Raw genomic sequence first — 23,316 nt, forward strand, 5'->3', positions numbered from 1 at the left:
TACTTCTTTAACATGAAAAATGAAAGTTTTCCCATGATAAAGTAGTGTTTTATGTTTATTTTTTGTACTTTTGCACGTGATGAAACTATCCGTCATAACTATCAACTACAACAACTTAGAAGGTCTCACCAGAACTTGTGAGAGCGTGACAAGTCAATCGGGCAGAGAGTTCGAGTGGATTGTCATTGACGGTGGTAGTACTGACGGTGGAAAGGAATACTTGGAAACACTCGATTTAAAGCCCGATTATTGGTGTAGCGAACGTGACAATGGCATCTACTCTGCCATGAACAAAGGCATCGACATAGCTCATGGCGAATATATGCTTTTCTTGAACAGTGGCGACATGCTGGCATCACCCGATATACTCCAAAAAGTGTTGCCGCATCTGCACGACGCTGACATTATCTACGGAAATGCCCTGTTCTGCAAACCGAAGAAAGAACGGTTGGTCAGCTATCCAGAGACATTCACTCTATACCATCTATGGAAAGGTTTTACTCCTTGTCACCAAGCCACATTCATTAAGTCAGAACTTCTGAAAGGCGATGGAAGATACGATGAACACTACAAGATTGTAGCCGACTACAAGAAATGGCTGGAATGGAAGCTAAATGGTTGCGAATTCAAACATCTGCCATTGACAATCTGCCGATACATGCTTGATGGCATCAGCACCCGCCAGAAGACACTTCACCAGCAAGAACACGACAGCGTGATAGATGAACTGTTCTCGCCCATCATTAAAGAACAGATGGAATACATCGAATGGTTGAAGACTGGTAAGGGAAAGAATAAGAAAGAACATGACGGATATACAAAAGTCATTACGCCATTATACATCATTTGCTGGAGAGCCATTAATTCATTCATCAAGAAAAAGAACAAGACATGAACATATATATTGAAGTCTATTCTATCACCCACCCCTATGTGGGAATAGGTGAGTTCTGCTTGAATTTAGGAAAGCAGCTGGCACAGCGAGCAACAGAGTTGAAGGAGAAATACGACATCAACCTGACATTCATTGTACCCAAAGGCTATGAGGGGACATTCGGTAATGACGTAAACTACGTATCGTTTCTTGGAGATGTAAAATTCCTATCCCGTCTGCATGGCAGCTGTATAGATCTGCTACACCTACCTCATCAATACTGCAGGTTCAAGCATTTCCCTAACGTGAAGAACACGTTGATGACCATACACGACATTAATTTCATGTATGAGAAGCAAGGGAGAAAGCTTGAAAAATACAAGAAGAAATTTGCAAAGAAACTGCATCTTTCAAACTATATCTGCTATATATCACAGTTCACCAAGAAAGACACTGAGAGTAACTTTGATGTAGAATGTGTCACAAGGGTAATCTATAACGGTGTATCGAAGGTACCGGCTGAATCAGTAACGGTGACTGAGGAATTCAAGAAGAAACTACCCAACAAGCCTTACCTTTTCCACATCTCAAGCTTAAGGCCGAAGAAGAATGTCCATCTGCTCATAGAGATGATGGCATTCCTGCCTGACGAGCATCTTGTCATTGCTGGTGACTGGAGCGGCAAGTACGGCGAAGATATGCAGGAGCGTATCAAAGAACTGGGACTGCAAAACATAACCTGTTTGAACAATGTGAGTGTCGATGAGAAGATTTGGCTCTACAACAACAGCAAGGCATTCCTGTTCCCGTCGGTATGCGAAGGCTTCGGCCTGCCGCCCATCGAGGCTATGTACTACGGTAAGCCTGCGTTCCTGTCAGAACTTACCAGTCTTCCTGAAGTAGGCGGTGAGCATGCTTTCTATTGGCATGACCTGGAGCCCAAAAAGATGGCGACAGTGGTAGAAGACAAGCTAAAAGATGTAGAGTCTCATCCTGATATGGTTTCTCAGATAAAGCACAGCACTGACCGCTTCGATTGGGCCAAATGTGCCGAAGAGTATATCAATTACTATTTAGACATACTAAACATACGCCATGAGGAGCCAGCAAAGGACGTATCCAAGGAGCCTCTCGTAAGTATTATCACCGTATGCTGGAATGCCGCAGACACTTTGGCTCAGACCATTGAGAACGCTGAAGCGCAGACATACAAAAACAAGGAGATCATTGTCGTTGACGGAGCATCAACCGATTGTTCGGTCGATATCATTAAACAACACAGTGACTGTATCAACAAATGGGTTAGTGAGCCCGACAAGGGTATCTACGATGCCATGAACAAAGGCGTAAGAATGGCAAAAGGCGAATGGGTAATCTTTATGAACTCTGGCGACACCTTCACGGATTCAAACGTATTAGAGCGCATATTCATTGAGCCACAGACAGCCGACATAATCTATGGCGATGTAGTAAAGCAAAGAAACGATGGCTCATATTACATCCATGCCGCAGAACAAGTACACAACAGTCACCGCATGTTCTTTTGCCACCAGAGTTCACTGGTACGCAGGACACTGCTACTGGAAACACCATTTGATACGAAGCACCGTTATTCTGCAGACTTCAAGTTTTTCAAGTTGATGTTGCTATCGGGACATAAATTCTGCAAAATGCCATTCCCAATATCGAACTTCGACACCAACGGCATTTCAAACACCCAGCGTTTCAAAGGTCTATGCGATAATCTGCTTGTCATAAAAGAGGTCGATGGATTCTGGACACGTCTGCGTTTACTGCCAAGACTCTATTTCCAACTGATCATGAGTTGGATAAGAAGCAAAATTAGAAGGAAGACTGTCGCAAAGTGACAAAACGATTCAAACAAAGAGTAAAAATATCAAACACTAAGCATATATGATCAACAAGAGGCACATATATTACTTGCTCCACAACGGAAAGAACAGCAATATGCTCTATTTCATCAAGAACTATCTCCGTCAGTGGATGCCAAGAATCTGTACCCAATGGCAACGTGAATCATTATTAAGAAGTATAGAACAGCGTCCCGACAGAGATTATATCCATCAGCGAGCTGACTATTACAACAAGATGACTCCTGACTACACATTCGACCGTGAGGCATGGGCCAAAGAGGCTGTCATGGTAAAAAAACAGCCAATGACACGACAGAAGGTGTATTATTTCGATGCCATGGAGATTGCTCGCTACTTCAGCAGCAAGCTTCGATGGATTCTTCTTTCTGGCGACATCACCCATGTACCCGATGTGCCAACCATCATCAAGAGCCGTCCATTATGCGAAAACAATCAGAACTCCGTTGTCCTGAAATTGGAGAAGGTACGCCATTTCCTGTTTGTAAACGACAAGAAGGCATGGCGTGACAAGTGCAACAGAGTCATCTATCGCGGCGACTTAGGGCCTCGCAAGGAAAACCGTGATGTATTTATGAACCTTTTTGCTGATGGTCAGAACGCAATGGTTGATGCTGCTTCAACAAACTTCATACCAGAGCATCCACAATGGCAACAGGGTAAGATGACAATCAAAGAACATCTGGATTATAAATTCATCATGTCGCTAGAAGGCAATGACGTTGCAAGTAACCTGAAGTGGGTCATGTCATCAAATTCCATTGCAGTGATGCCACGCCCCACCTGTGAGACATGGTTCATGGAAGGCACCCTCATCCCAAATTATCACTATATTGAGGTAAAAGCCGACTTCTCCGACTTGGAAGAACGTCTCAACTACTACATTGACCATCCCGAAGAGGCAGAGGCCATCATCGCTCATGCCCACGAATATGTAGAACAGTTCAAGGACAATAAGCGTGAACTGCTCATCTCTCTGCTTGTACTACAAAAATACTTCAATATCACGAATACTGACAGTAATATCTAACCTGGCTGCCAGAACACAAAAATATTAAAGATGGGATATAACAAAGAAAGATATCATACACTCAAGCAAATAGCTTACTACATACTATTTGGCGTGTGGTTTGTCTTTTCGCTTCTACCCATGTGGTTCCTGCATGCAGTAGCCAGTTTGTTGTCAATACTCCTATTCCACGTGATTCGCTACAGGCGCAAGGTGGTGCATGAGAACATTGTATCGTCGTTTCCGAACCTGTCACACAGGAAACAATGGATGATGGAACGCCGTTTCTATACCCACTTCTGCGACCTTCTGGTAGAGAGTCTGAAATATTTCTCCATGTCGAAACACACTATGCGCAAACGCATGCGTTTCAAAAATGTGGAGCAAGTCGAGGAATCACTCCGCAAAGGCCGCTCGGTAGCAGTATTCCTCGGTCACTATGGCAATTGGGAGTGGATTAGCTCCATGCCTCTTTGGGTGAATCCCGACCTTTGCGTATGCACACAGCTCTACCACCCACTGGAGAACTATGTTACCGACCAGCTCATTCTCTACACACGCCGCCGCTTCGGAGGTGTCAACATTGCCGTTGACCAATCACTGAAATATATCATCAAGAAGCAACGCGAAGGAAAGCCCGTCATCGTAGGATTCATCGCCGACCAGGCTCCTTTCTGGGATAACATCTACTACTGGTCAGACTTCTTGAATCACGAAACGCCTTGGTTCACTGGTGCAGAACGCATAGCCCAAAAGCTTGACATGGATGTCTATTATCTCGATGTACGCCGTGTGCGACGTGGTCACTACACAGCAGAGTATAAGCTCATCACCACCGAGCCTAAGAAGCAAGAGCAATTCTGGATTACAGAGCAATATGCAAAAATGCTCGAGAATACCATCCAGCGTGGACCTGCCTATTGGCTATGGAGCCACCGCCGATGGAAGCGCACCAAAGAAGAATGGCTACAGCGCACACATGGTGGCATAAAACCCAAAAACTGATTATGACAAAAGTTCTATACGATTATCAAGGATTCATGGAGCATCATGGTGGTGTGTCCAATAGCTTTGTACAGCTGATTAGCCACATGCCTGAGTCCATCAAATACGATATTGGCATTGTTGACAGCGACAATGAGCACTTGAAACATTCCAACATAGCTGATGTTCAACCTTGCCGACTATTAAGACGCAATTTCATAAAGAAGGAACATTTCCCAACCAAGGGCCATTTATACGATATGTACAAATGGCTGTTTCCTTATAAAACATCAGAGGCAACTAACGAGAAGCGTGTCATTGAATTACTACAGCGGGAAAAGTATGATGTGTTCCATCCTACCTATTTCCATCCATACTTCCTGAAGTATATCAAAGACACTCCATTTGTGCTGACCATTCATGACATGACGCCTGAACGCGCAAAGCAACATGACAAGCAGAAGAAATGGAAACGTCTGCTTGCACCAAAGGCAGCTCATATCATCGCGGTGTCTGAATCTACAAAGAATGATGTAGTGGAAATGTTAGGTATTTCTCCATCCAAGATATCAGTTATCTATCATGCTGCGCCCGACGATCAGACGTCTGTGGAACCACCAATCTTCTCAGATTTCCCATATATACTGTTCGTAGGACGACGTGGCGGCTATAAGAATTTCGGACCTATGGTTCGCAGCATGGCACCAATACTGCGGAATCATCCTCAGTTACATCTTGTCTGCACAGGCAATCCATTTACAGCAGAAGAGGAAACCTGTTTAAAGGAGCTTGGAATCAGTGACCAAACGATTCAGTATTATGCCGCTGATACGGAACTACAGAATCTTTATGCTAACGCATGCTGTTTCATCTTTCCGTCAGAATACGAGGGTTTCGGTATTCCTATATTAGAAGCATATAATGCCCATTGCCCAGTATTACTGAACAATGCCAGTTGTTTCCCAGAGATAGCGCAGGATGCCGCCCTGTTCTTTAACATGAACAGCGAAGGCACTAATCTTGCTGAAGTTCTTGAGGATTTCCTTAGTTGGGATAACAGTAAACGCAGAGAGTTAATCACACGTCAGGACGAACGCCTGAAATTCTTCTCTTGGGAAAAGTCTGCACGCCAGCTAAGTGAGATTTATGAGAAGGTGGCACAGCATGGATAAGCTATCCTGTAATGTATAATTTATTGCAGACGATGAGGACGATAGGTTCATTCTTTCGGTTTTTCATGCTATGGACGCTTGTCGGGATAATGAGCAAGGTCGTATTCCTTTTGGCTTACCACTCGTTACTGACAGAATGCACATGGGGCGAACAGCTGGCCGTGATATGGTACGGACTGCGCCTCGATTTCGCCATGGCGGGATACCTGACATTGTTACCTGGTCTGATGCTTGCAGTGAATGTGTGGTATAATGGTAAGCTGCTACATGGGCTATGGAAAGGATATCTTGCACTGACATCAATAATTGCATCATTGGCCTACGTGGCCAATATCGGTCTTTACGGCTACTGGGGATTCCCTTTAGACAATACACCTATATTATATATAAGGACATCACCGGCTGATGCGGCAGCAAGTCTGGTGTGGTGGCAACTGTTACTTGGAGTATTGGCGGTGGCAGTGGTGGCTACAGCCATCTACTTGCTACCGTTCCGATTACCCCAAAAGGAATCAGCACACACAACTCGCGGAACACAGGTTGTCATCACCATAGTATTACTTTTGCTTGAGGCAAGTCTGATATTGCCTATACGAGGAGGTGTGGGCACTGGCACCAACCATACTGGCAGCGTATATTTTTCTACTTCTCCCAGATTGAACCATGCGGCTGTCAACCCGATGTTCAGTTTTATGGAATCAGTACTGCACCAGCAGCAGATAGGCACCAAATATCGGTTCATGGCTGACGATGAAGCTAATAGGCTCATGTCCGAGCTTACAAAGACAACACTTAGAGCCGACTCAGTGACAGCTATCAACGACAGTACTGCCACTGAAGAAATAAGAAAGCTAAGGAATACGCGCCCAAATATCATTCTTATCACTCTGGAAGGTTTCTCCGACACTGTGATGAGAGTAAAAGACATAACACCAAATCTGGAAAGGCTAACTCACGAAGGCTTGTATTTCACTAATTTCTATACAAACAGCTTCCGCACCGACCGAGCGCTTGTCTCTGTACATAGCGGACTGCCTGCACAGACGACAATGAGCGTGATGGACAACCCACGCATAAGCACTTCCCTACCCTCCATCGCCGGCACCCTGTCAAAGAACGGCTATGCCACAACGTTCTACTATGGCGGTGATATTAACTACAGTAACATGCGCTCTTATTTCGTTGGAACTGGATTCCATACGATTGTTTCCGACAAAGGTTTTCCTCGAGAATTGCACACCGGCAAATGGGGAGTGGCCGACGGTGCTGTCTATGACAGGATTATTGCCGACATAAAAGCTACAAGCGATGAGCCATTCTTCTTAAGCATCATGACCGAAAGCAGCCATGAGCCTTTCGACGTGCCAAATTACAAGCGCGTTGACGACGAGGTGCTCAATGCATTCTCGTATGCTGATGATTGTCTCGGACGCTTTATAACTCAACTGAAAGAGCTTCCTTGTTGGGACAAAACCCTTGTTGTAATAGTACCTGACCACCTCGGTGCTTTCCCCAGTAACATCGACAACTATCAATACTGGCGATATCATGCACCACTGATAATCTTAGGAGGCATGATGAAAACCAACGCCACATGCAATGTCGTAGGCTCGCAGATTGACATATCTGCCACGCTGTTTGGACTTTTAGGCATTAGCCACGAGGAGTTCACCTACTCCAAAGATCTGTTAGATAACAGTGCGCCTCACTTCGCGTTCTTCACCTTCCCCGACGCCATGGGAATAATTACCGACAGTAGCCGAGTTATCTTCGACAACACTGCCAATCAGGCGGTCTCACCGGAAGGCGCTTATACAGACTCTCTCACACAGAAAGCGAAAGCATATCTCCAGAAACTCTACGATGACATAGACAAAAGATAGGAATGCATATGAAACAACAACTCACCATAGGACTCGACGCGAAACGCATAGTGCGCAACGGCACAGGACTGGGCAGCTATGGACGTACGCTGGCTAACGACCTTGCCAACATTGACGATTTGCAGTTGCTTCTCTATGCCCCAGACAGTGGACGCGAAGCTCTACGCACACAAGTGCCTGAACGTTCAAACCTGCGTTACGTCTATCCCCTATCCTCTTACCCCTCACCTCTCGCCTCTCTCTACAAATCCTATTGGCGCTCACGAGGCATCATAGGACAGCTGAAAGCCGACGGTGTACAGGTGTTCCATGGACTGTCTGGCGAGCTTCCGATAGGCATTCGCAAAGCAGGCATCAAGACGGTAGTGACCATCCATGATCTTATCTTCATGCGCCATCCTGAATACTACAACTGGATTGACGTTCAGATATATCGTAAAAAATTCTTCAAGACGCTCCGCGAAGCAGACAGCATAGTGGCTATCAGCGAGTGTACACGTCGCGACATTGTCGAACTGGGCGGTGTACCCGAAGAAAAGATCGAGCTTATCTATCAAAGCTGTGCAACACGCTTCTCTTCTAATGTCGCCCCTGACGATACTGAACGTGTAAAACAGGCTTATCATCTGCCTCAGCGTTATATCCTCGGTGTCGGTTCCATTGAAGAACGTAAGAACATGATGCTTGCAGCCAAAGCCCTTCACTGGCTTCCCGATGATATTTGCCTTGTACTTGTGGGGAAAGCAACAAAATACACGAAACGCATCACAGACATGGCTCAGCGCGAACAGCTCTCCCACCGTATCATGACGCTTCACGGCGTGCCCGATAAAGACCTGCCTTCACTCTACGCATTAGCCGAGGCCTTTGTCTATCCGTCACGCTACGAAGGTTTCGGCATACCCATCATCGAAGCCATCCGCATGGGACTGCCTGTCGTTGCCTGCACCGGCTCTTGTCTGGAAGAGGCTGGCGGTCCAGATAACCTGTATGTTAACCCTGATGATGCAGAGGCTATGGCATCGTCTGTCAAGAGCGTCCTCAGAGGTGCCGAAGGTCGTAAGCGCCGCATAGAACTGTCACAACAATACATACGTCGCTTCGAGAACAACGATGCTGCCGAGCATTTTGCCGAGCTATACCGTAAGTTAATGTTTTAAAGACAACTTAAACAACAAACGGTTGTCTTTAAGAATAATAGAAACAAAAAAGTGCGGTATGAATCTCTCACCCCGCACTTCTTCTAACGGATGTCAGTGTTTGTCAAAGTTATAACGCTAAGTATCGTTGCAACTGCTCCTAACACTAACACGGCCGTAGTTTGAAAATCTAATAACATAATCTTTACCTTAAATCTATTTACTTAGCCAACCAATTGGCTAACTAAGAACTACTAACCTAATGAATAACATGTGTACAATCTCCCGATTGATAGCGCAAAGTTACGACGTTTTGTGTGCGAACACAAAAAGCATTCGCACTTTAATTACAAACCGTCGTATTACTTGATTTAAATCAACCTTTCCTGCTGTACCTTCTCCATTACACGCAGGAAATTGCCTCCCCAGATCTTCTGTATGTCGGCTTCGCTATAGCGACGCGCCAACAGCTGACGGGTAAACAGTTTCAGCTCACTAGCATCGGCAAGACCACGCACACCACCATCGCCGTCGAAGTCGGTGCCCAGTCCCACATGGTCTATACCCATAATCTTTATGGCATGGTCAAGATGTTGCATAGCATCCAGTATGGTTGCCTCGCCTGGATTAGAATCTTTCTTCACGAAACCATGATAAAGTGTCACCTGACATACACCGCCTTTCGCAGCGAGGGCGCGCATCTGGTCGTCGGTGAGGTTTCGTGGATGGTCACAAAGAGCACGAGCAGACGAGTGGCTGCACACTATAGGCAAGTCAGAGACCTGAAGCGCATCGTAGAAACTGCTCTCAGCCCCATGGCTCAGGTCAACCATCACACCGCATCTGTTCATCTCCTTTATCACCCTTGCACCGAAGTCGCTCAGTCCACCGTGGGTCTGAGTGCTACGCGCAGAGTCACATATATCGTTATCACCATTATGACATAAAGTGATATACACCACACCACGGTCAGCGAAATGCTTCACGTTAGCAATATCGCCCTCCAGTGCCAAGCCGTTCTCTATGCCGAGTATGATTGTCTTCTTACCACTCTGTTTGTTAAGCAACAGTTCTGCTGGTGTACGTGCCAATGCCAGACGACCAGAGTTCTCATTAACAATCTGTTCTATCTTGTCAAAGATAAAATCGGCATAGGCTCGTGGACCTGCCACATCGAAAGCTATGTTCTTCTGGAATGGCTCGCCAGGTTTAGGCTGAGGCAGGTAGCACACCATTATAGTTGCATCAAGACCGCCCTCTTCCATCTTTGGCAGATCGACGAGTATTCTATTGTCGCGCGTACCGAAGTTTACGTTCTGGGGAAAGAGCATTGGTGTGTCACAATGGCTGTCCAGTGTGATTATCTGTTTATGCAGACTCTGCACCTTAGAATAAATCTTAGCCTCATCGACAAGCCAACGGAACAAAGGTAACCCATCGGCACCAAGACACTCTGGGTGCCACTGCACACCGATGAATGGTTTCTCCTCACTACTCTCTATGGCCTCTATAATGCCATCCTTAGATCTTGCCACCACACGGAAATGCTCTCCGGCATCGCTAACAGCCTGATGATGGAACGAGTTCACAAAGAGTGTGAGCGGCTCTACACCACTATTATATATATTATATAGAACAGAGCCTGCTTCAACGCTCACGCTATGTGTAGGTTCTGAACGGTCAGCATCCTGCGAATGCTTTATACTACATGAATCACTTATATCCTGTGCCACCTTGCCACCCAAAGCGACAGCCATGGTCTGAATGCCGCGACAGATGCCCAATATAGGCATCTGGCGGTTAAAGGCAAGACGTGCCAGCAACAGCTCAGGCAAATCACGCTCAGCATTTATGCCACCGAGCTTTCTGACAGGTTCCTCTCCACAGTATAGAGGATTGATGTCGGCACCGCCACTAAGTAGCAGTCCATCAATACGGCCAAGGACAGAGAGCAACGTCTCTTCGTCTGATGTAGGGGGAATGACCAGCGGTGTACCACCGGCTTTAACAATCTGCTTATAATAACCCTCACCGAGCTTACATGTCTGTTCGCCATAGTTACCGGTGATGCCAATGACAGGCTGACGTCCGTCAACGCTGAAACTCTTTGAGGAATAAATGTCTGCTAAAGATTTAGTTAGGTCAAAACGATTCATAGTCCTTTTCTATTCTTCAATGTCATCGAAGTGCACAGGTATTTCACGCTTGATGCTCTGCTCTAAAGAGATGAGCGTTTCGGTTGCCATGACACCGGGAATCTCCTGAAGTTGTCCGTTCAACAACTGCATAAGCTGCTCGTTATCACGGGCAAACAGTTTTACCATCATGGTATAAGGACCTGTTGTGAAATGACACTCCACCACCTCTGGGATAAGCTCCAATCGCCTTACCACGTCTTTGTACATGGAACCGCGCTCAAGCGTTATGCCTACATAGGTACATGTGGAATAGCCTATTGACTTTGGATTAACATTGAACCCACTACCTGTAATGATGTCGGCAGCTATAAGACGCTGCACGCGCTGGTGCACGGCGGCACGCGACACGCCACACTCTGCTGCCACATCCTTGAATGGCAGACGAGCATCTTTCGACACAATACTTAGAATCTTTTTATCGAGATTGTCTATTTTTTCCATACTCAACTGAGTAATTTTACAATTTCGGAAGCAAAAATAGACAAAAAAAACTGAACGACAAAACAATTACCGCCTTTTTATAGTAAAAAACATCAGAGCTGCAAAAACATAACAGTCAAAATCACAACACAGGACTGTCAGAACAGCAATGCAGAGCAGACTAAGGTGTAATATTACAGAATCTATCTTAAAAACCAAACTCGTCGAGTTTGGTGACCAAAGTCGACGAGTTTGGTCACCAAAGTCGACGAGTTTGTAAAATGGTACTGTCTTAAACGAATTACAATCGTTTCAGGACTGAATTGCAATTTAGGCGCAATAGCATTTCATTTTACTTCTCAATACCTACGAGTTCAACATCGAAGATGAGAGTTGCGTATGGCTTAATGTCCTTGCCTGCGCCACGCTCGCCGTATGCCAGGTCGTATGGGATGTAGAGCTGCCACTTAGAACCAACAGGCATCATGGTGAGAGCCTCAGTCCAACCCTTTATGACCTGATCGGCACGGAACACAGCAGGCTCAGTGCCATGTTTCTTTGAAGCATCGAACACTGTACCATCAATGAGACGTCCCTCATAGTGAACCTTCACACGGTCTGTGCGCTGAGGCACAACACCTGTACCGGCAGTGAGAACCTTGTACTGCAAACCGCTGGGAGTGGTGATAACGCCATCCTTGGTCTTGTTCTCTTCAAGGAACTTGCGTCCTGCCTCGCGTACAGCGCCATAGAGTTTCTCATCCTTGGCAGCCTTATTCTGCTGCTGCTTCAAGCTGAACTTCTCGCTTGCCACAGTCATTTTCATAACAGTGGTATCGCCCTTCACACCGTCGATGAAGCCACGATAGAAAAGGTCTGTTATGATGCTGTCGGGAGTATCAGTGAACTCCTGCTTCAATCCAGGGAACATGCGCTGTGACACCTGGCGAGCAATATCAACACCTGCCATGCGGGCCGTCTGACGAGGATCGTTAGCAGAGGTAATAGCCTCCTTGAAGCCCGCCACGAAATCAGCGATATAAGCAGTATCCACACCCTGCTGCTTGATGAGATAGTCCATCAAACCATTGGTCATGGTAACACCAGCCATATAGCTCAGAGAGTCGCTGCCGCTGACAAGCTTGACAGGAGCCTCAACAGGAGCAGCATCCTTCTTTTTCTTCTTATCCTTTTTACCTGCTTCAGCAGTGGTAAAAGAAGCACCCACCAGGATGGTGAGTGCCAGTAAGAGTATCTTCTTCATAATGCAAGATTACTTAACCTCAAGAAGTTCAACCTTAAAGATAAGGGCTGAGAAAGGAAGCACCTTAGCACCTGCCTGACGAGGACCATAAGCCAGCTCCTGTGGGATATAGATCTCCCAAACAGAACCCTGAGGCATGTGTGTGAGAGCCTCTGTGAAGCCCTTGATGTTCTGGTTGCAACGAGCTGTGTAAGGCTGGTTGCGCTTGTAAGAGCTATCAAATACTGAGTCGTTAATGAGACGGCCCTCATAGTGCATGGTAACCATTGAGGTATCAGCAGGGATGGCACCGTTGCCCTCTTTCAGGACCTTGTACTGAACACCGCTTGGCAGTGTCACAACGCCCTCTTTCTTTGCATTGGCAGCAAGGAAGTCCTCACCGGCTTTCTTGTTGTAGCCATAGGTCTTCTCCATTGTGCGGGTCTTAATAGCTTCTGACAGACGCTCAACAGTAGCAACAGCGCTCTTCATATCCATAACGCCATACTTTTCTGTTGTACCTGCAACAAAGCCTGCCATGAAGTTCTTCATTGAAATAGTCTGGAGGCTATCCTCACCAAAGAGGTCGTAGTTAGCCTGCTTGATAAGTCCGTTAGCAATCTGACGGCCAATCTGGATACCTGCATAGTAAGCAGCCTTCTTTTTGCTGTCGCCAGACTTAACACCATCGTTAAGTCCCTTTACGAACTCATCGATATAGGCGGTGTCAACATCGAGCTGCATAGTGATATACTGCTTCAGACCCTGAGTGTACTGAACACCCATGGCATAGCTCAATGTGTCGATATCACTCTTAAGACTCTCTTTTGGTGTTCCGTTACCACATGATGTCATTGCAGCAACGGCAATGGCCATAACAGCCATGGAAAAAAACTTTTTCATTTTTTACTCTGTAATATTTAATATTAAAACAATCGCTTTATTTACATTACTTCAATAAGCTCCACGTCGAAGATAAGAGTTGCGAAAGGAGGAATGAGTGCGCCTGCTCCACCCTCGCCATAAGCCAGACGATAAGGAATGAAGAAACGATACTTGGCACCTTCCTGCATAAGCTGCAGACCCTCAGTCCATCCTGCGATGACCTGCTGCAGGCCGAATACTGCGGGCTCGCCACGCTGTACAGAAGAATCGAACACTGTTCCGTCGATGAGGAAGCCCTCGTAGTGACACTTCACAGAATCCTTTGCACTTGGTTTCTTACCGTTGCCTTCCTTCAGTACCTGATACTGAAGTCCGCTTGGCAATGTGATAATGCCATCCTTCTTTGCGTTTTCAGCAAGATATTTCTCGCCTTCCTCGCGGGCAGCCTTTCCTTTCTCTGCACGCTCGGCATTCATCTTCTCTTCCTTCTTGGCAAAATAGCTCTGAACAAGCTCCTGTGCCTCACGGTGTGACACCTTCAGTTCACGACCTTCCAGCACGTCCTTTATTGACTGTGCGAAATCATCTACATTCAAATCGCTGCCTGCACCCATCTGTGCCAGCTGCTGTCCGATACCCAGTCCAAGGGCATAACTCAGTTTATCCATTTACATTATTATTTTAAAAATCGCGCAAAGGTAAGCATATTTTCCCATTAACACATTGTCATTTCGATAAAAATCACTATTTTTGCAAAGATTTAATAATTTATCCTGCCTAAAACGACAAGCATTATGAAAAAGAAGATAGTTGTACTCACAGGTGCCGGCATGTCAGTGGAAAGTGGTCTGAAGACCTTTCGCGATGCCGATGGTTTATGGGAAGAGTATCCCGTTCAGAAGGTTGCCACCCACGAAGGATGGGAGGCCGACCCTACTCTCGTAACAAATTTCTATAACATGCTACGCAAGAAATGCTGGGGTGTAAAGCCTAACGAGGGACATAAACTCGTAGCACAATTAGAAGAAAAATACGATGTCACCGTAGTAACGCAAAACGTTGACAACCTGCACGAAATGGCTGGCTCAACGAAGGTGGTTCATCTTCACGGCGAACTGATGAAGGTGTGCTCAAGCCGCGATGTTGACGATCCTCGCTACATACAGACGCTAACGCCCGACAACTGCGAGATTACCCCTGGAACAAAAGCTGGCGACGGATCTCTGCTACGTCCTTATATAGTATTCTTCGGTGAGGCTGTGCCTAATATTTCCATAGCCGCTGAGGAGGCTCAGGAAGCTGACATATTCATCATCATCGGAACCTCGCTCAACGTCTATCCCGCCGCAGGACTTATACACTATGTGCGTCCTGGCGTTCCTGTCTATCTGATAGACCCCAATCCTATCAGTGCAGGCAGCAACGTACAGCAGATTCAGAAAGGTGCTACAGAGGGAATGAAAGAACTTACAAAAATCCTTATGTAACTACAGGAGCAAAGGCATGTTAGACAAACGTCTAATATGCCTGCTCGTGAACACCCTTTACAGCACGGCCACTGGGGTCGTTCATATTCTTAAAGGCCGCATCCCATTCCAAAGCGATGGCGGTACTGCAGGCTACGCTGGCCTCCTGATTGACGCTACGAGCAGCGGAGTCAGAGGGGAAATGTTCGGCGAAGATACTGCGGTAGTAGTATTCCTCCTTGTTGAGTGGCGGATTGACGGGGAAGCGCTCGGCAGCGTGCGCCATCTGTTCATCGGTAACGGCCTCAGAGGTGATCTGTTTCAAAGTATCAATCCAACTGTAGCCGACGCCATCACTAAACTGTTCTTTCTGACGCCAAGCCACCTCTTCCGGTAACATATCTGCAAAGGCCTCACGGACAATGCGTTTCTCCATGGTGGAGCCTGGACACATTTTTGCTGCCGGATTAGTGCGCATAGCAACATCAAGGAACTCCTTGTCAAGGAAGGGCACGCGCCCCTCCACGCCCCAGGCAGACAGACTCTTGTTGGCACGCAGACAGTCGTACAAATATAGTTTGCTAAGCTTGCGCACGGTTTCGTCGTGGAAGTCCTTGGCCGTCGGGGCTTTATGGAAATAGAGATAGCCACCAAATATCTCATCAGCACCCTCGCCAGAGAGTACCATCTTGATACCCATAGATTTTATGACACGAGCAAGGAGATACATTGGAGTAGAGGCTCTAACAGTTGTCACATCATAGGTCTCTATGAAGTATATGACATCGCGAATGGCATCAAGTCCCTCCTGAATAGTATAGTTGATCTCGTGGTGGACGGTGCCTATATGGTCGGCAACGAGCTTAGCCTTGGCCAAGTCGGGCGCTCCCTTCAGTCCAACGGCAAACGAGTGCAGGCGGGGCCAGTAGGCCTTGGTCTTAGAGTCATCTTCTATGCGGTGCTCGCTGAACTTCTCGGCTATGGCAGAGATGACGCTCGAGTCGAGACCACCGCTGAGCAGCACGCCATAAGGCACGTCGGACATCAACTGACGCTTCACAGCATCTTCGAGTGCGTCGTGAATAGCCTCGACGCTAGCAGCATTGTCCTTTACAGAGTCGTACTGCATCCAATCACGCTTATAATAGCGTTTCATTCCAGGGTCCTTGCTCCAATAGTAGTGGCCAGGCAAGAATGGCTCATAACGCTCACACTGGCCTTCGAGGGCTTTCAGCTCAGAGGCTACATACACAGTACCGTCACTATCGTAACCAATATACAAAGGTATCACGCCAATGGGGTCGCGTGCAATCAGGAACTCGTCCTTCTCTTCGTCGTAGAGAACAAAGGCAAAGATTCCGCTGAGTTGTTCCAACATAGAGGTGAGAGGTGAGGGGCTAGAGGTGAGAGAATTGTCTATCCCCATCTTTTCTCTCATCTCGCGATAAAGAGCTAAGATGACCTCGCAGTCAGAACCTGTCTGGAACTCGTACTTACCGGCATAGCGGCGACGTATCTCCTGATGGTTATATATCTCACCGTTCACCGCCAGCACCTGCTTCCTGTCAGGCGAGAACAACGGCTGTCCGCCACTCTCAGGATCGACAATACTCAGTCGTTCGTGGGCGAGGATGGCTGAACCACCACAGTATATTCCACTCCAGTCTGGTCCGCGATGGCGGATCTTCTGACTCATCTTCAATGCCTTCTCACGAAGAGCAGATGTCTGCTCCTTGATATTTAATATTGCTACGATTCCACACATAATCAATAATTTTTAAAGGTACGACAAATACAGATAGTTCGTTTGCGCAGGATATTCAGCTGCAAGGGTGTCTATCTGGTTTACGGTAGGCACTACGCCAAGCTCTTTACGCCAGTTTCTCACCGTTAGTCCGGCATTCTCCATATTCATTAATGCCTCAAGTCCGAGTGCACGACCAATCTGGAAGTCAGAGAATCCGTAGGTCTTTGCCTCACGAAGGAGGTTAACGAACTCAGGAGTCTCAAGGTATTCAAAGAATTCTGACGACACGGAAAGGTCAGACACCTCTGCACACTGCAGCAACTGGGAGTACTCCTTTAGACGCTGGTCAATATCTACGATATGCTTCAGCTTCTGCAAGAACCATCGGTCAATCATCGTCAGCTGATGAATCTGTTCGATGGTATAGCCAACTTTCAAGGCCTTAGACACCACAAATACACGCATATCCGTTGGCTCATGCAGGGATTCCTCTATATCAGAGATCTTAATCTCGTGATTCTCCACGAAGCCATGCATGCCCTGTCCTATCATGCGCAAGCCTTTTTGCAGGCTCTCCTCGAAAGTGCGGCCTACCGCCATGACCTCGCCCACACTCTTCATTGACGATCCGAGCTGTCGCTTAACACCATGGAACTTTGTAAGATCCCAACGAGGTATCTTCACTACTACATAGTCAAGGGCTGGCTCAAAGAATGCGCTCGTAGTCTTAGTGACAGAATTCTTCAGGTCGAAGAGTCCGTAGCCAAGTCCCAGTTTGGCAGCGACGAATGCCAACGGATAGCCCGTAGCCTTAGATGCCAAAGCAGAAGAACGACTCAGACGGGCATTGACCTCGATGACGCGGTAGTCCTCGCTGTTGGGGTCGAGGGCATACTGAACATTACACTCGCCGACGATGCCTATATGGCGGATAATCTTGATGGCCAGTGCACGCAGTTTATGGTATTCTGAATTAGAAAGTGTCTGCGACGGAGCCACTACAATGGACTCGCCTGTATGGATGCCGAGGGGGTCGAAGTTCTCCATGTTACAAACGGTGATGCAGTTGTCGTATTGGTCACGCACAACCTCGTACTCTATCTCTTTCCAACCTTTCAGTGATTTCTCTACCAGCACCTGTGGCGAGAACGAAAAAGCTTCCTCAGCCTGAGCCAACAGCTCATCATCGTTATCACAGAAGCCTGAGCCTAAGCCGCCAAGTGCGTAAGCGGCTCTTAATATCACAGGGAAGCCTAATTCGTGGGCTGCCTTCTGCACCTCTTCGACTGTAGAACACGCCTCACTCTTGATGGTCTTAACATCTATCTCGTCAAGTTTTTTCACGAACAAGTCGCGGTCTTCTGTATCGATTATTGCCTGAACAGGTGTACCCAGCACCTTCACGCCATATTTTTGCAATATACCTTTTTCATATAATTCCACTCCACAGTTCAAAGCTGTCTGCCCTCCGAATGAGAGCAGTATGCCGTCTGGCCGCTCCTTTTCTATCACGCGCTCCACGAACTCAGGTGTTACAGGCTGGAAGTAAACCACGTCAGCCACGTCCTTCGATGTCTGAACTGTGGCGATATTCGGATTGATGAGTATGCTCTTCACCCCCTCTTCTTTTAGAGCCTTCAGCGCCTGAGCACCGCTATAATCGAACTCGCCGGCTTGGCCAATCTTCAGAGCGCCAGAGCCAAGAAGGAGAACCTTTTTGATAGAGGTAAGAGGTGAGAAGTGAGAAGTGAGAGAATTGTTTTGCTGCTGAGTTTTTCCGTCTTGAGAGTAATCTCTTACCTCTGACCTCTCTCCACTTACCTCTAACATTTTCACGAACTCATCAAACATCCACTCCGTATCAGTGGGACCAGAGCATGCTTCAGGGTGGAACTGAGCAGAGAACCACGGATTGGCCCTGTGCCGAATGCCCTCATTGGAACCGTCGTTCATGTTCACAAATAACGGTTCCCAATCGACAGGGAGTGTAGAAGCATCTACTGCATAACCATGATTCTGGCTTGTAATGTAACACTTCGTCGTGCCAACCTGCTGCACGGGCTGGTTATGGCTACGGTGACCGTATTTCAGTTTGTAGGTCTTAGCACCTGCAGCACGCGCCAACAATTGGTTGCCAAGACATATACCCATACATGGGCGCACATTAGGACTACTAAGGAACTTACGGATATGCTCTACTGTCTTACCACACTGCTCAGGATCACCAGGGCCGTTGGCAAGGAACAGACCATTGAACTCCAACTGATTGAAGTCATAGTCCCAAGGCACGCGCACCACCTCGATGCCACGACGGATAAGACAACGGATGATGTTCGCTTTAACGCCACAATCAACGAGGACAACGCGCTTTAGAGGTGAGAGGTGAGAGGTGAGAGGTGAGAGATTAGTTTCAGGACTATAGGTAATTACTTCCTTGCAGCTCACCTTTTCCACCCAGTTCACAGAGCCATAGTCTTCTTGGTAATCACTCCCCTCGCCTTTTGGAGAGGGGTCGGGGGTGAGGCTTATCCTTCCCATCATCACGCCATGCTCACGGAGCACCTTTGTCAGACGTCGAGTGTCAATGCCTGTTATAGCTGGGACGTTCTCGCGTTTCAGCCAAGAAGCAAGCGATTCATTAGCATTCCAATGAGAATAGGTATCACTATAGTCTGCCACAACCAATGCTTTTACATGAATCCTGTCACTCTCCATAAACAGCGGTAGGCCATTGTCACCATTGCCGGTATTCGGCACACCGTAGTTGCCTATCAATGGAAATGTTGTAACAAGTATCTGTCCTGCATAGCTTGGATCTGTCAGACTCTCAGGATAGCCAGTCATGGCAGTATTAAAAACCACCTCACCTGAGACATCTGCCTCTGCTCCAAATGACCAACCAGTAAATACCGAGCCGTCATTGAGTATTAATCTTGCTTCTCTCATCATCTGTTATTATTGCTTCTTCTGTTTGTTGTCAATATAGTTAATAAAAGCCTCGTTGCATAGACGTGTGCCACCAGGCGTGGGATAGTGACCATTGAAATACCAGTCACCTGGATGGTTGGGACAAGCTTCATGCAGCCCCTCTATGCTTTGGAACACCAGTTCAATAGGAGCCTGCATGCCCTCGGGGCGTAGCATCTCAACAATCTTCTCGTTAATCTCCTCTATGGTAAACGGTTCATACAGAGCACGAACGTGATTTCTCCCCTCGCCCTTTGGAGAGGGGCCGGGGGTGAGGCTTCTCTTGCATGCCAGATAAGTGTCATTAACAAGCTGCCACATGCCGCGCTCCTCTATCAGCGCCATCGTAGCACGGAAAGCACAAAACTCCTCCAGACGAGCCATATCGATGCCGTAGTAGTCGGGGTAGCGAATCTGTGGCGAGCTGCTGACCATTACAATCTTCTTGGGATGCAGACGGTCAAGAATCTTAAAGATACTCTCTCTTAATGTCGTACCACGAACGATGCTATCATCGATAATGACAAGGTTATCAACGCCTGGTCGCAGCGAGCCATAACTGATGTCATAGACATGAGCGGCGAGGTCGTTACGTTCAGAGTTGTCCGTGATAAACGTGCGCAGCTTGATGTCCTTCCACACCACCTTCTCCGTACGGACATTATAGCCCTGCTGACGGAAGCCGTCGGTCATGCCGTAGTAGGCCACCTCGGCAGTGTTGGGGATATATGAAAACACAGTGTTGGTTACGTCATTATCAATCGACTTGAGAATAGCAGGTGTCAATTGTTCTCCCAATCGCTTGCGTTCCTGATAGATATCACGGTCAGAGCCACGACTGAAATAGATACGCTCAAACGAGCAAGCACTCAACTTCTGAGCAGGCATAATCTGCTCCAGTTTCATTTCGCCATTCTTGTGTACAATCAGTGCCTGTCCAGGTTGCAACTCATGCACATCCTCTGTCTGAATATCGAAGGTGGTCTGTAACACGGGACGCTCACTGGCAATGGCGATGATTTCATCATCCTGATACCAAAACGCGGGACGGATACCCCATGGGTCGCGAACTGAGAACATCTCACCCGAACCTGTCAGTCCACACATAACATAGCCGCCATCATAATGACTCATTGTGGTTCGCAGTACATTGCCCATCTCCACATTATTGTCTATGTAGTCTGTGATATCGGTACCCTCAAGTCCTTTCTCCTTGGCCTCAACGAAGAGACGCTCCACCTCACGGTCCAAACGATGTCCCATCAGTTCGAGGGTGATATATGAGTCACCAAATATACGAGGGGACTGACCTTGAGCTGTAAGGAAAGAAAACACCTCGTCAATGTTGGTCATATTAAAGTTGCCGCACAGGCAGAGGTTTTTTGCGCGCCAGTTATTTCTACGCAAGAAAGGATGTACGAACGTCAGTCCACTCTTGCCTGTGGTCGAGTAGCGCAAGTGGCCCATCAGCAACTCGCCCTTCATCTCTTCCGTGACACGAGAGAAAATCTGCGTGATAGCATCCTTACCCTCCGCTTTCTCACGAAACATATACTCAGTACCAGGCTTATTCGTAAGACTTACCGAAGCGATACCAGCACCCTCCTGACCACGGTTGTGCTGTTTCTCCATCATCAGATAGAGCTTATTAAAGCCGTATGCCCATGAGCCATACTTCTTCGCATAATAATCAAGTGGCTTCAACAGGCGAATCATCGCCACACCACACTCATGTTTAAGTTGCTCCATTAATTATCAATTATTTAATGCAGGCTTTAATAAATGACATAAACAACGGATGAGGATTGAGCACCGTTGAACTATACTCTGGATGGAACTGAGTACCGATGTACCATTTCTTTTCTGGAATTTCGACTATTTCCACAAGGTTGGCAGCAGGATTGATGCCCACGCATTTCATTCCCTTGGCCTCGTACTCCTCCTGGTACTTATTATTAAACTCATAACGATGACGGTGGCGCTCCTTTATCAGTGTTTCCTCACCATAAGCCTCGTACACGCGACTGCCCTTTACCAGCTCGCACTCGTAAGCGCCCAGACGCATAGTACCTCCCATCTGCGTGATGGTCTTCTGCTCCTCCATCATGTCAATCACGTTATGAGGTGTCTTTTCGTCAATCTCGGCGCTATTGGCATCCTTATAGCCCAGCACGTTGCGGGCAAACTCTATCACCATCATCTGCATACCCAGGCAGATACCGAAGGTGGGGATATCATTGGTGCGGGTGTATTCGGCGGCAATAATCTTACCCTCGATACCACGCTGACCAAAGCCCGGACAAACCACGATGCCTGCCATGCCCTTCAGCTTCTCGGCCACGTTGGCCTTGGTTATCTCCTCGCTGTTCACAAAGTGCAGCTTAGCTTTTACGTCGTTGTAGATACCGGCCAGGTTCAGGCTCTCGCGGATACTCTTGTAAGCATCCTGCAAGTCGTATTTTCCTACCAGTCCGATGTGTACCTCCTTGGTGGCGTTGCGCTGCTTTTTCAGGAATTCGCGCCAGGGCTTCATGGCAGGTGTCTCGCCTACGGGTATGCCTATCTTTCGCATAATGGCAGCATCCAGTCCCTGGTGCTGCATATTTACAGGCACCTCGTAAATGCTGGGGAGATCCTCGCTCTGCACCACGCACTCCAGATCTACGTTGCAGAAAGATGCCACCTTCATGCGGATGCCGTCATCCAGATGTCGCTCTGTGCGCAGCACAAGTATGTCGGGCTGAATACCCATACCCTGCAACTCTTTTACGCTGTGCTGTGTAGGCTTGGTCTTCAACTCGTCGGCTGCTTTTAAGTAAGGCACGTATGTAAGGTGTACGCATACCGCATCGCGACCCAGCTGATAGCGCAGCTGTCGGATGGCCTCCATAAATGGAGCACTCTCAATGTCGCCGATGGTGCCGCCCACCTCGGTAATGACGAAGTCGAAAACCTCTCCCGACCTCCCCAAAGGGGAGGAGGTGCTATCGCATACCGAAGCCGAAGGCCACTCCCCTCCTTGGGAGGGGTCGGGGGAGGTCCTCAGCATGCGGCGCTTAATCTCATCAGTGATGTGTGGCACTACCTGGATGGTTTTGCCCAGATAGTCGCCATGACGCTCACGGTCGATCACCGTTTTGTAAATGCGTCCTGTTGTTATGCTGTTGTTTCGTGTTGTATGTATGCCTGTAAATCGCTCGTAGTGTCCCAGGTCCAGGTCGGTCTCAAAGCCGTCGGCTGTCACATAACACTCACCGTGCTCGTAAGGGTTCAGTGTGCCAGGGTCAATATTGATATAAGGGTCAAACTTCTGAATTGTTACTTTATAGCCACGTGCTTGCAACAATTTACCAATGCTGGCAGATATAATACCTTTTCCTAACGAGGAAACAACACCGCCAGTAACGAAAATATATTTTGTATCCATAAAAACAATT

16 protein-coding genes and 1 pseudogene are annotated in these 23,316 nt (G+C 47.4%); 8 read left to right on the forward strand and 9 right to left on the reverse strand.

Translation table 11 applies throughout. From position 1 onward, the window contains the following. Nucleotides 1-79: 79 nt before the first annotated feature. The 7 genes from M1L52_RS02980 (at nucleotide 80) to M1L52_RS03010 (ending at nucleotide 8,974) form a co-directional block, all read left to right on the forward strand. Nucleotides 80-895, forward strand: a complete 816-nt coding sequence (locus M1L52_RS02980; protein ID WP_248614559.1) for a glycosyltransferase family 2 protein — start codon at nucleotides 80-82, stop codon at nucleotides 893-895. Beyond that, nucleotides 892-2,742 carry a glycosyltransferase gene (locus tag M1L52_RS02985; protein WP_248613324.1) on the forward strand — a complete coding sequence of 617 codons (1,851 nt, stop codon included), beginning with the start codon at nucleotides 892-894 and terminating at the stop codon, nucleotides 2,740-2,742. The genes M1L52_RS02980 and M1L52_RS02985 overlap by 4 nt, the downstream gene beginning before the upstream one ends. A 46-nt stretch (nucleotides 2,743-2,788) precedes the next feature. Further along, nucleotides 2,789-3,796, forward strand: a complete 1,008-nt coding sequence (locus M1L52_RS02990) for a glycosyltransferase family 90 protein (protein WP_248613325.1) — start codon at nucleotides 2,789-2,791, stop codon at nucleotides 3,794-3,796. Between the two features lie 30 nt (nucleotides 3,797-3,826). After that, nucleotides 3,827-4,780 carry a lysophospholipid acyltransferase family protein gene (locus tag M1L52_RS02995; RefSeq protein ID WP_248613326.1) on the forward strand — a complete coding sequence of 318 codons (954 nt, stop codon included), beginning with the start codon at nucleotides 3,827-3,829 and terminating at the stop codon, nucleotides 4,778-4,780. Nucleotides 4,781-4,782: 2 nt separating this feature from the next. Beyond that, nucleotides 4,783-5,931, forward strand: coding sequence for a glycosyltransferase family 4 protein (locus tag M1L52_RS03000; protein WP_248613327.1), 1,149 nt, complete (start codon nucleotides 4,783-4,785; stop codon nucleotides 5,929-5,931). A gap of 89 nt (nucleotides 5,932-6,020) precedes the next feature. Continuing rightward, the gene (locus M1L52_RS03005) at nucleotides 6,021-7,814 is read left to right on the forward strand and encodes an LTA synthase family protein (RefSeq protein WP_248613328.1); all 1,794 of its coding nucleotides are present in this window, start codon (nucleotides 6,021-6,023) and stop codon (nucleotides 7,812-7,814) included. An 8-nt stretch (nucleotides 7,815-7,822) separates the two neighbouring features. Continuing rightward, a complete protein-coding gene (locus tag M1L52_RS03010; protein WP_317231467.1) occupies nucleotides 7,823-8,974 on the forward strand; it encodes a glycosyltransferase family 1 protein in 1,152 nt (383 codons plus the stop codon). Between the two features lie 350 nt (nucleotides 8,975-9,324). Here the strand turns inward: M1L52_RS03010 and M1L52_RS03015 are convergent, their stop codons facing one another. From M1L52_RS03015 to M1L52_RS03035, 5 genes are all read right to left on the reverse strand, one after another. Then, nucleotides 9,325-11,109, reverse strand: coding sequence for a membrane dipeptidase (locus tag M1L52_RS03015; protein WP_248613330.1), 1,785 nt, complete (start codon nucleotides 11,107-11,109; stop codon nucleotides 9,325-9,327). A 9-nt stretch (nucleotides 11,110-11,118) separates the two neighbouring features. Then, on the reverse strand, nucleotides 11,119-11,592 hold the full coding sequence (locus M1L52_RS03020) for an Lrp/AsnC family transcriptional regulator (protein ID WP_248613331.1): 474 nt from the start codon (nucleotides 11,590-11,592) through the stop codon (nucleotides 11,119-11,121). Between the two features lie 331 nt (nucleotides 11,593-11,923). Continuing rightward, complete coding sequence (locus M1L52_RS03025; protein WP_248613332.1) at nucleotides 11,924-12,835, reverse strand: FKBP-type peptidyl-prolyl cis-trans isomerase; 912 nt, start codon at nucleotides 12,833-12,835, stop codon at nucleotides 11,924-11,926. Nucleotides 12,836-12,844: 9 nt separating this feature from the next. Beyond that, the gene (locus tag M1L52_RS03030) at nucleotides 12,845-13,717 is read right to left on the reverse strand and encodes an FKBP-type peptidyl-prolyl cis-trans isomerase (RefSeq protein WP_248613333.1); all 873 of its coding nucleotides are present in this window, start codon (nucleotides 13,715-13,717) and stop codon (nucleotides 12,845-12,847) included. A gap of 41 nt (nucleotides 13,718-13,758) precedes the next feature. Next, entirely contained in the window at nucleotides 13,759-14,367 is a 609-nt protein-coding gene (locus M1L52_RS03035; RefSeq protein ID WP_248613334.1) for an FKBP-type peptidyl-prolyl cis-trans isomerase, read from the reverse strand. A gap of 126 nt (nucleotides 14,368-14,493) precedes the next feature. Here M1L52_RS03035 and M1L52_RS03040 point away from each other — a divergent pair, with 126 nt between their 5' ends. Beyond that, a complete protein-coding gene (locus M1L52_RS03040) occupies nucleotides 14,494-15,186 on the forward strand; it encodes an SIR2 family NAD-dependent protein deacylase (RefSeq protein ID WP_248613335.1) in 693 nt (230 codons plus the stop codon). A 31-nt stretch (nucleotides 15,187-15,217) separates the two neighbouring features. Here the strand turns inward: M1L52_RS03040 and asnB are convergent, their stop codons facing one another. The 4 genes and pseudogenes from asnB to M1L52_RS03060 all read right to left on the reverse strand — a co-directional run bounded on the left by asnB (nucleotide 15,218) and on the right by M1L52_RS03060 (nucleotide 23,306). Beyond that, entirely contained in the window at nucleotides 15,218-16,930 is a 1,713-nt protein-coding gene (gene asnB / locus M1L52_RS03045; protein WP_248613336.1) for an asparagine synthase B, read from the reverse strand. An 18-nt stretch (nucleotides 16,931-16,948) separates the two neighbouring features. Next, nucleotides 16,949-19,861, reverse strand: a pseudogene (gene carB / locus M1L52_RS03050) (carbamoyl-phosphate synthase large subunit); the annotation flags it as partial. Nucleotides 19,862-19,867: 6 nt separating this feature from the next. After that, nucleotides 19,868-21,628: an amidophosphoribosyltransferase gene (locus M1L52_RS03055; protein ID WP_248613337.1), complete on the reverse strand. Its 1,761-nt coding sequence runs from the start codon at nucleotides 21,626-21,628 to the stop codon at nucleotides 19,868-19,870. 10 nt (nucleotides 21,629-21,638) lie between these two features. After that, complete coding sequence (locus M1L52_RS03060; RefSeq protein ID WP_248613339.1) at nucleotides 21,639-23,306, reverse strand: CTP synthase; 1,668 nt, start codon at nucleotides 23,304-23,306, stop codon at nucleotides 21,639-21,641. Between the last annotated feature and the right edge of the window lie 10 nt (nucleotides 23,307-23,316).

Source organism: Prevotella sp. E13-27, from assembly GCF_023217965.1.
Taxonomy (GTDB): Bacteria; Bacteroidota; Bacteroidia; order Bacteroidales; family Bacteroidaceae; genus Prevotella.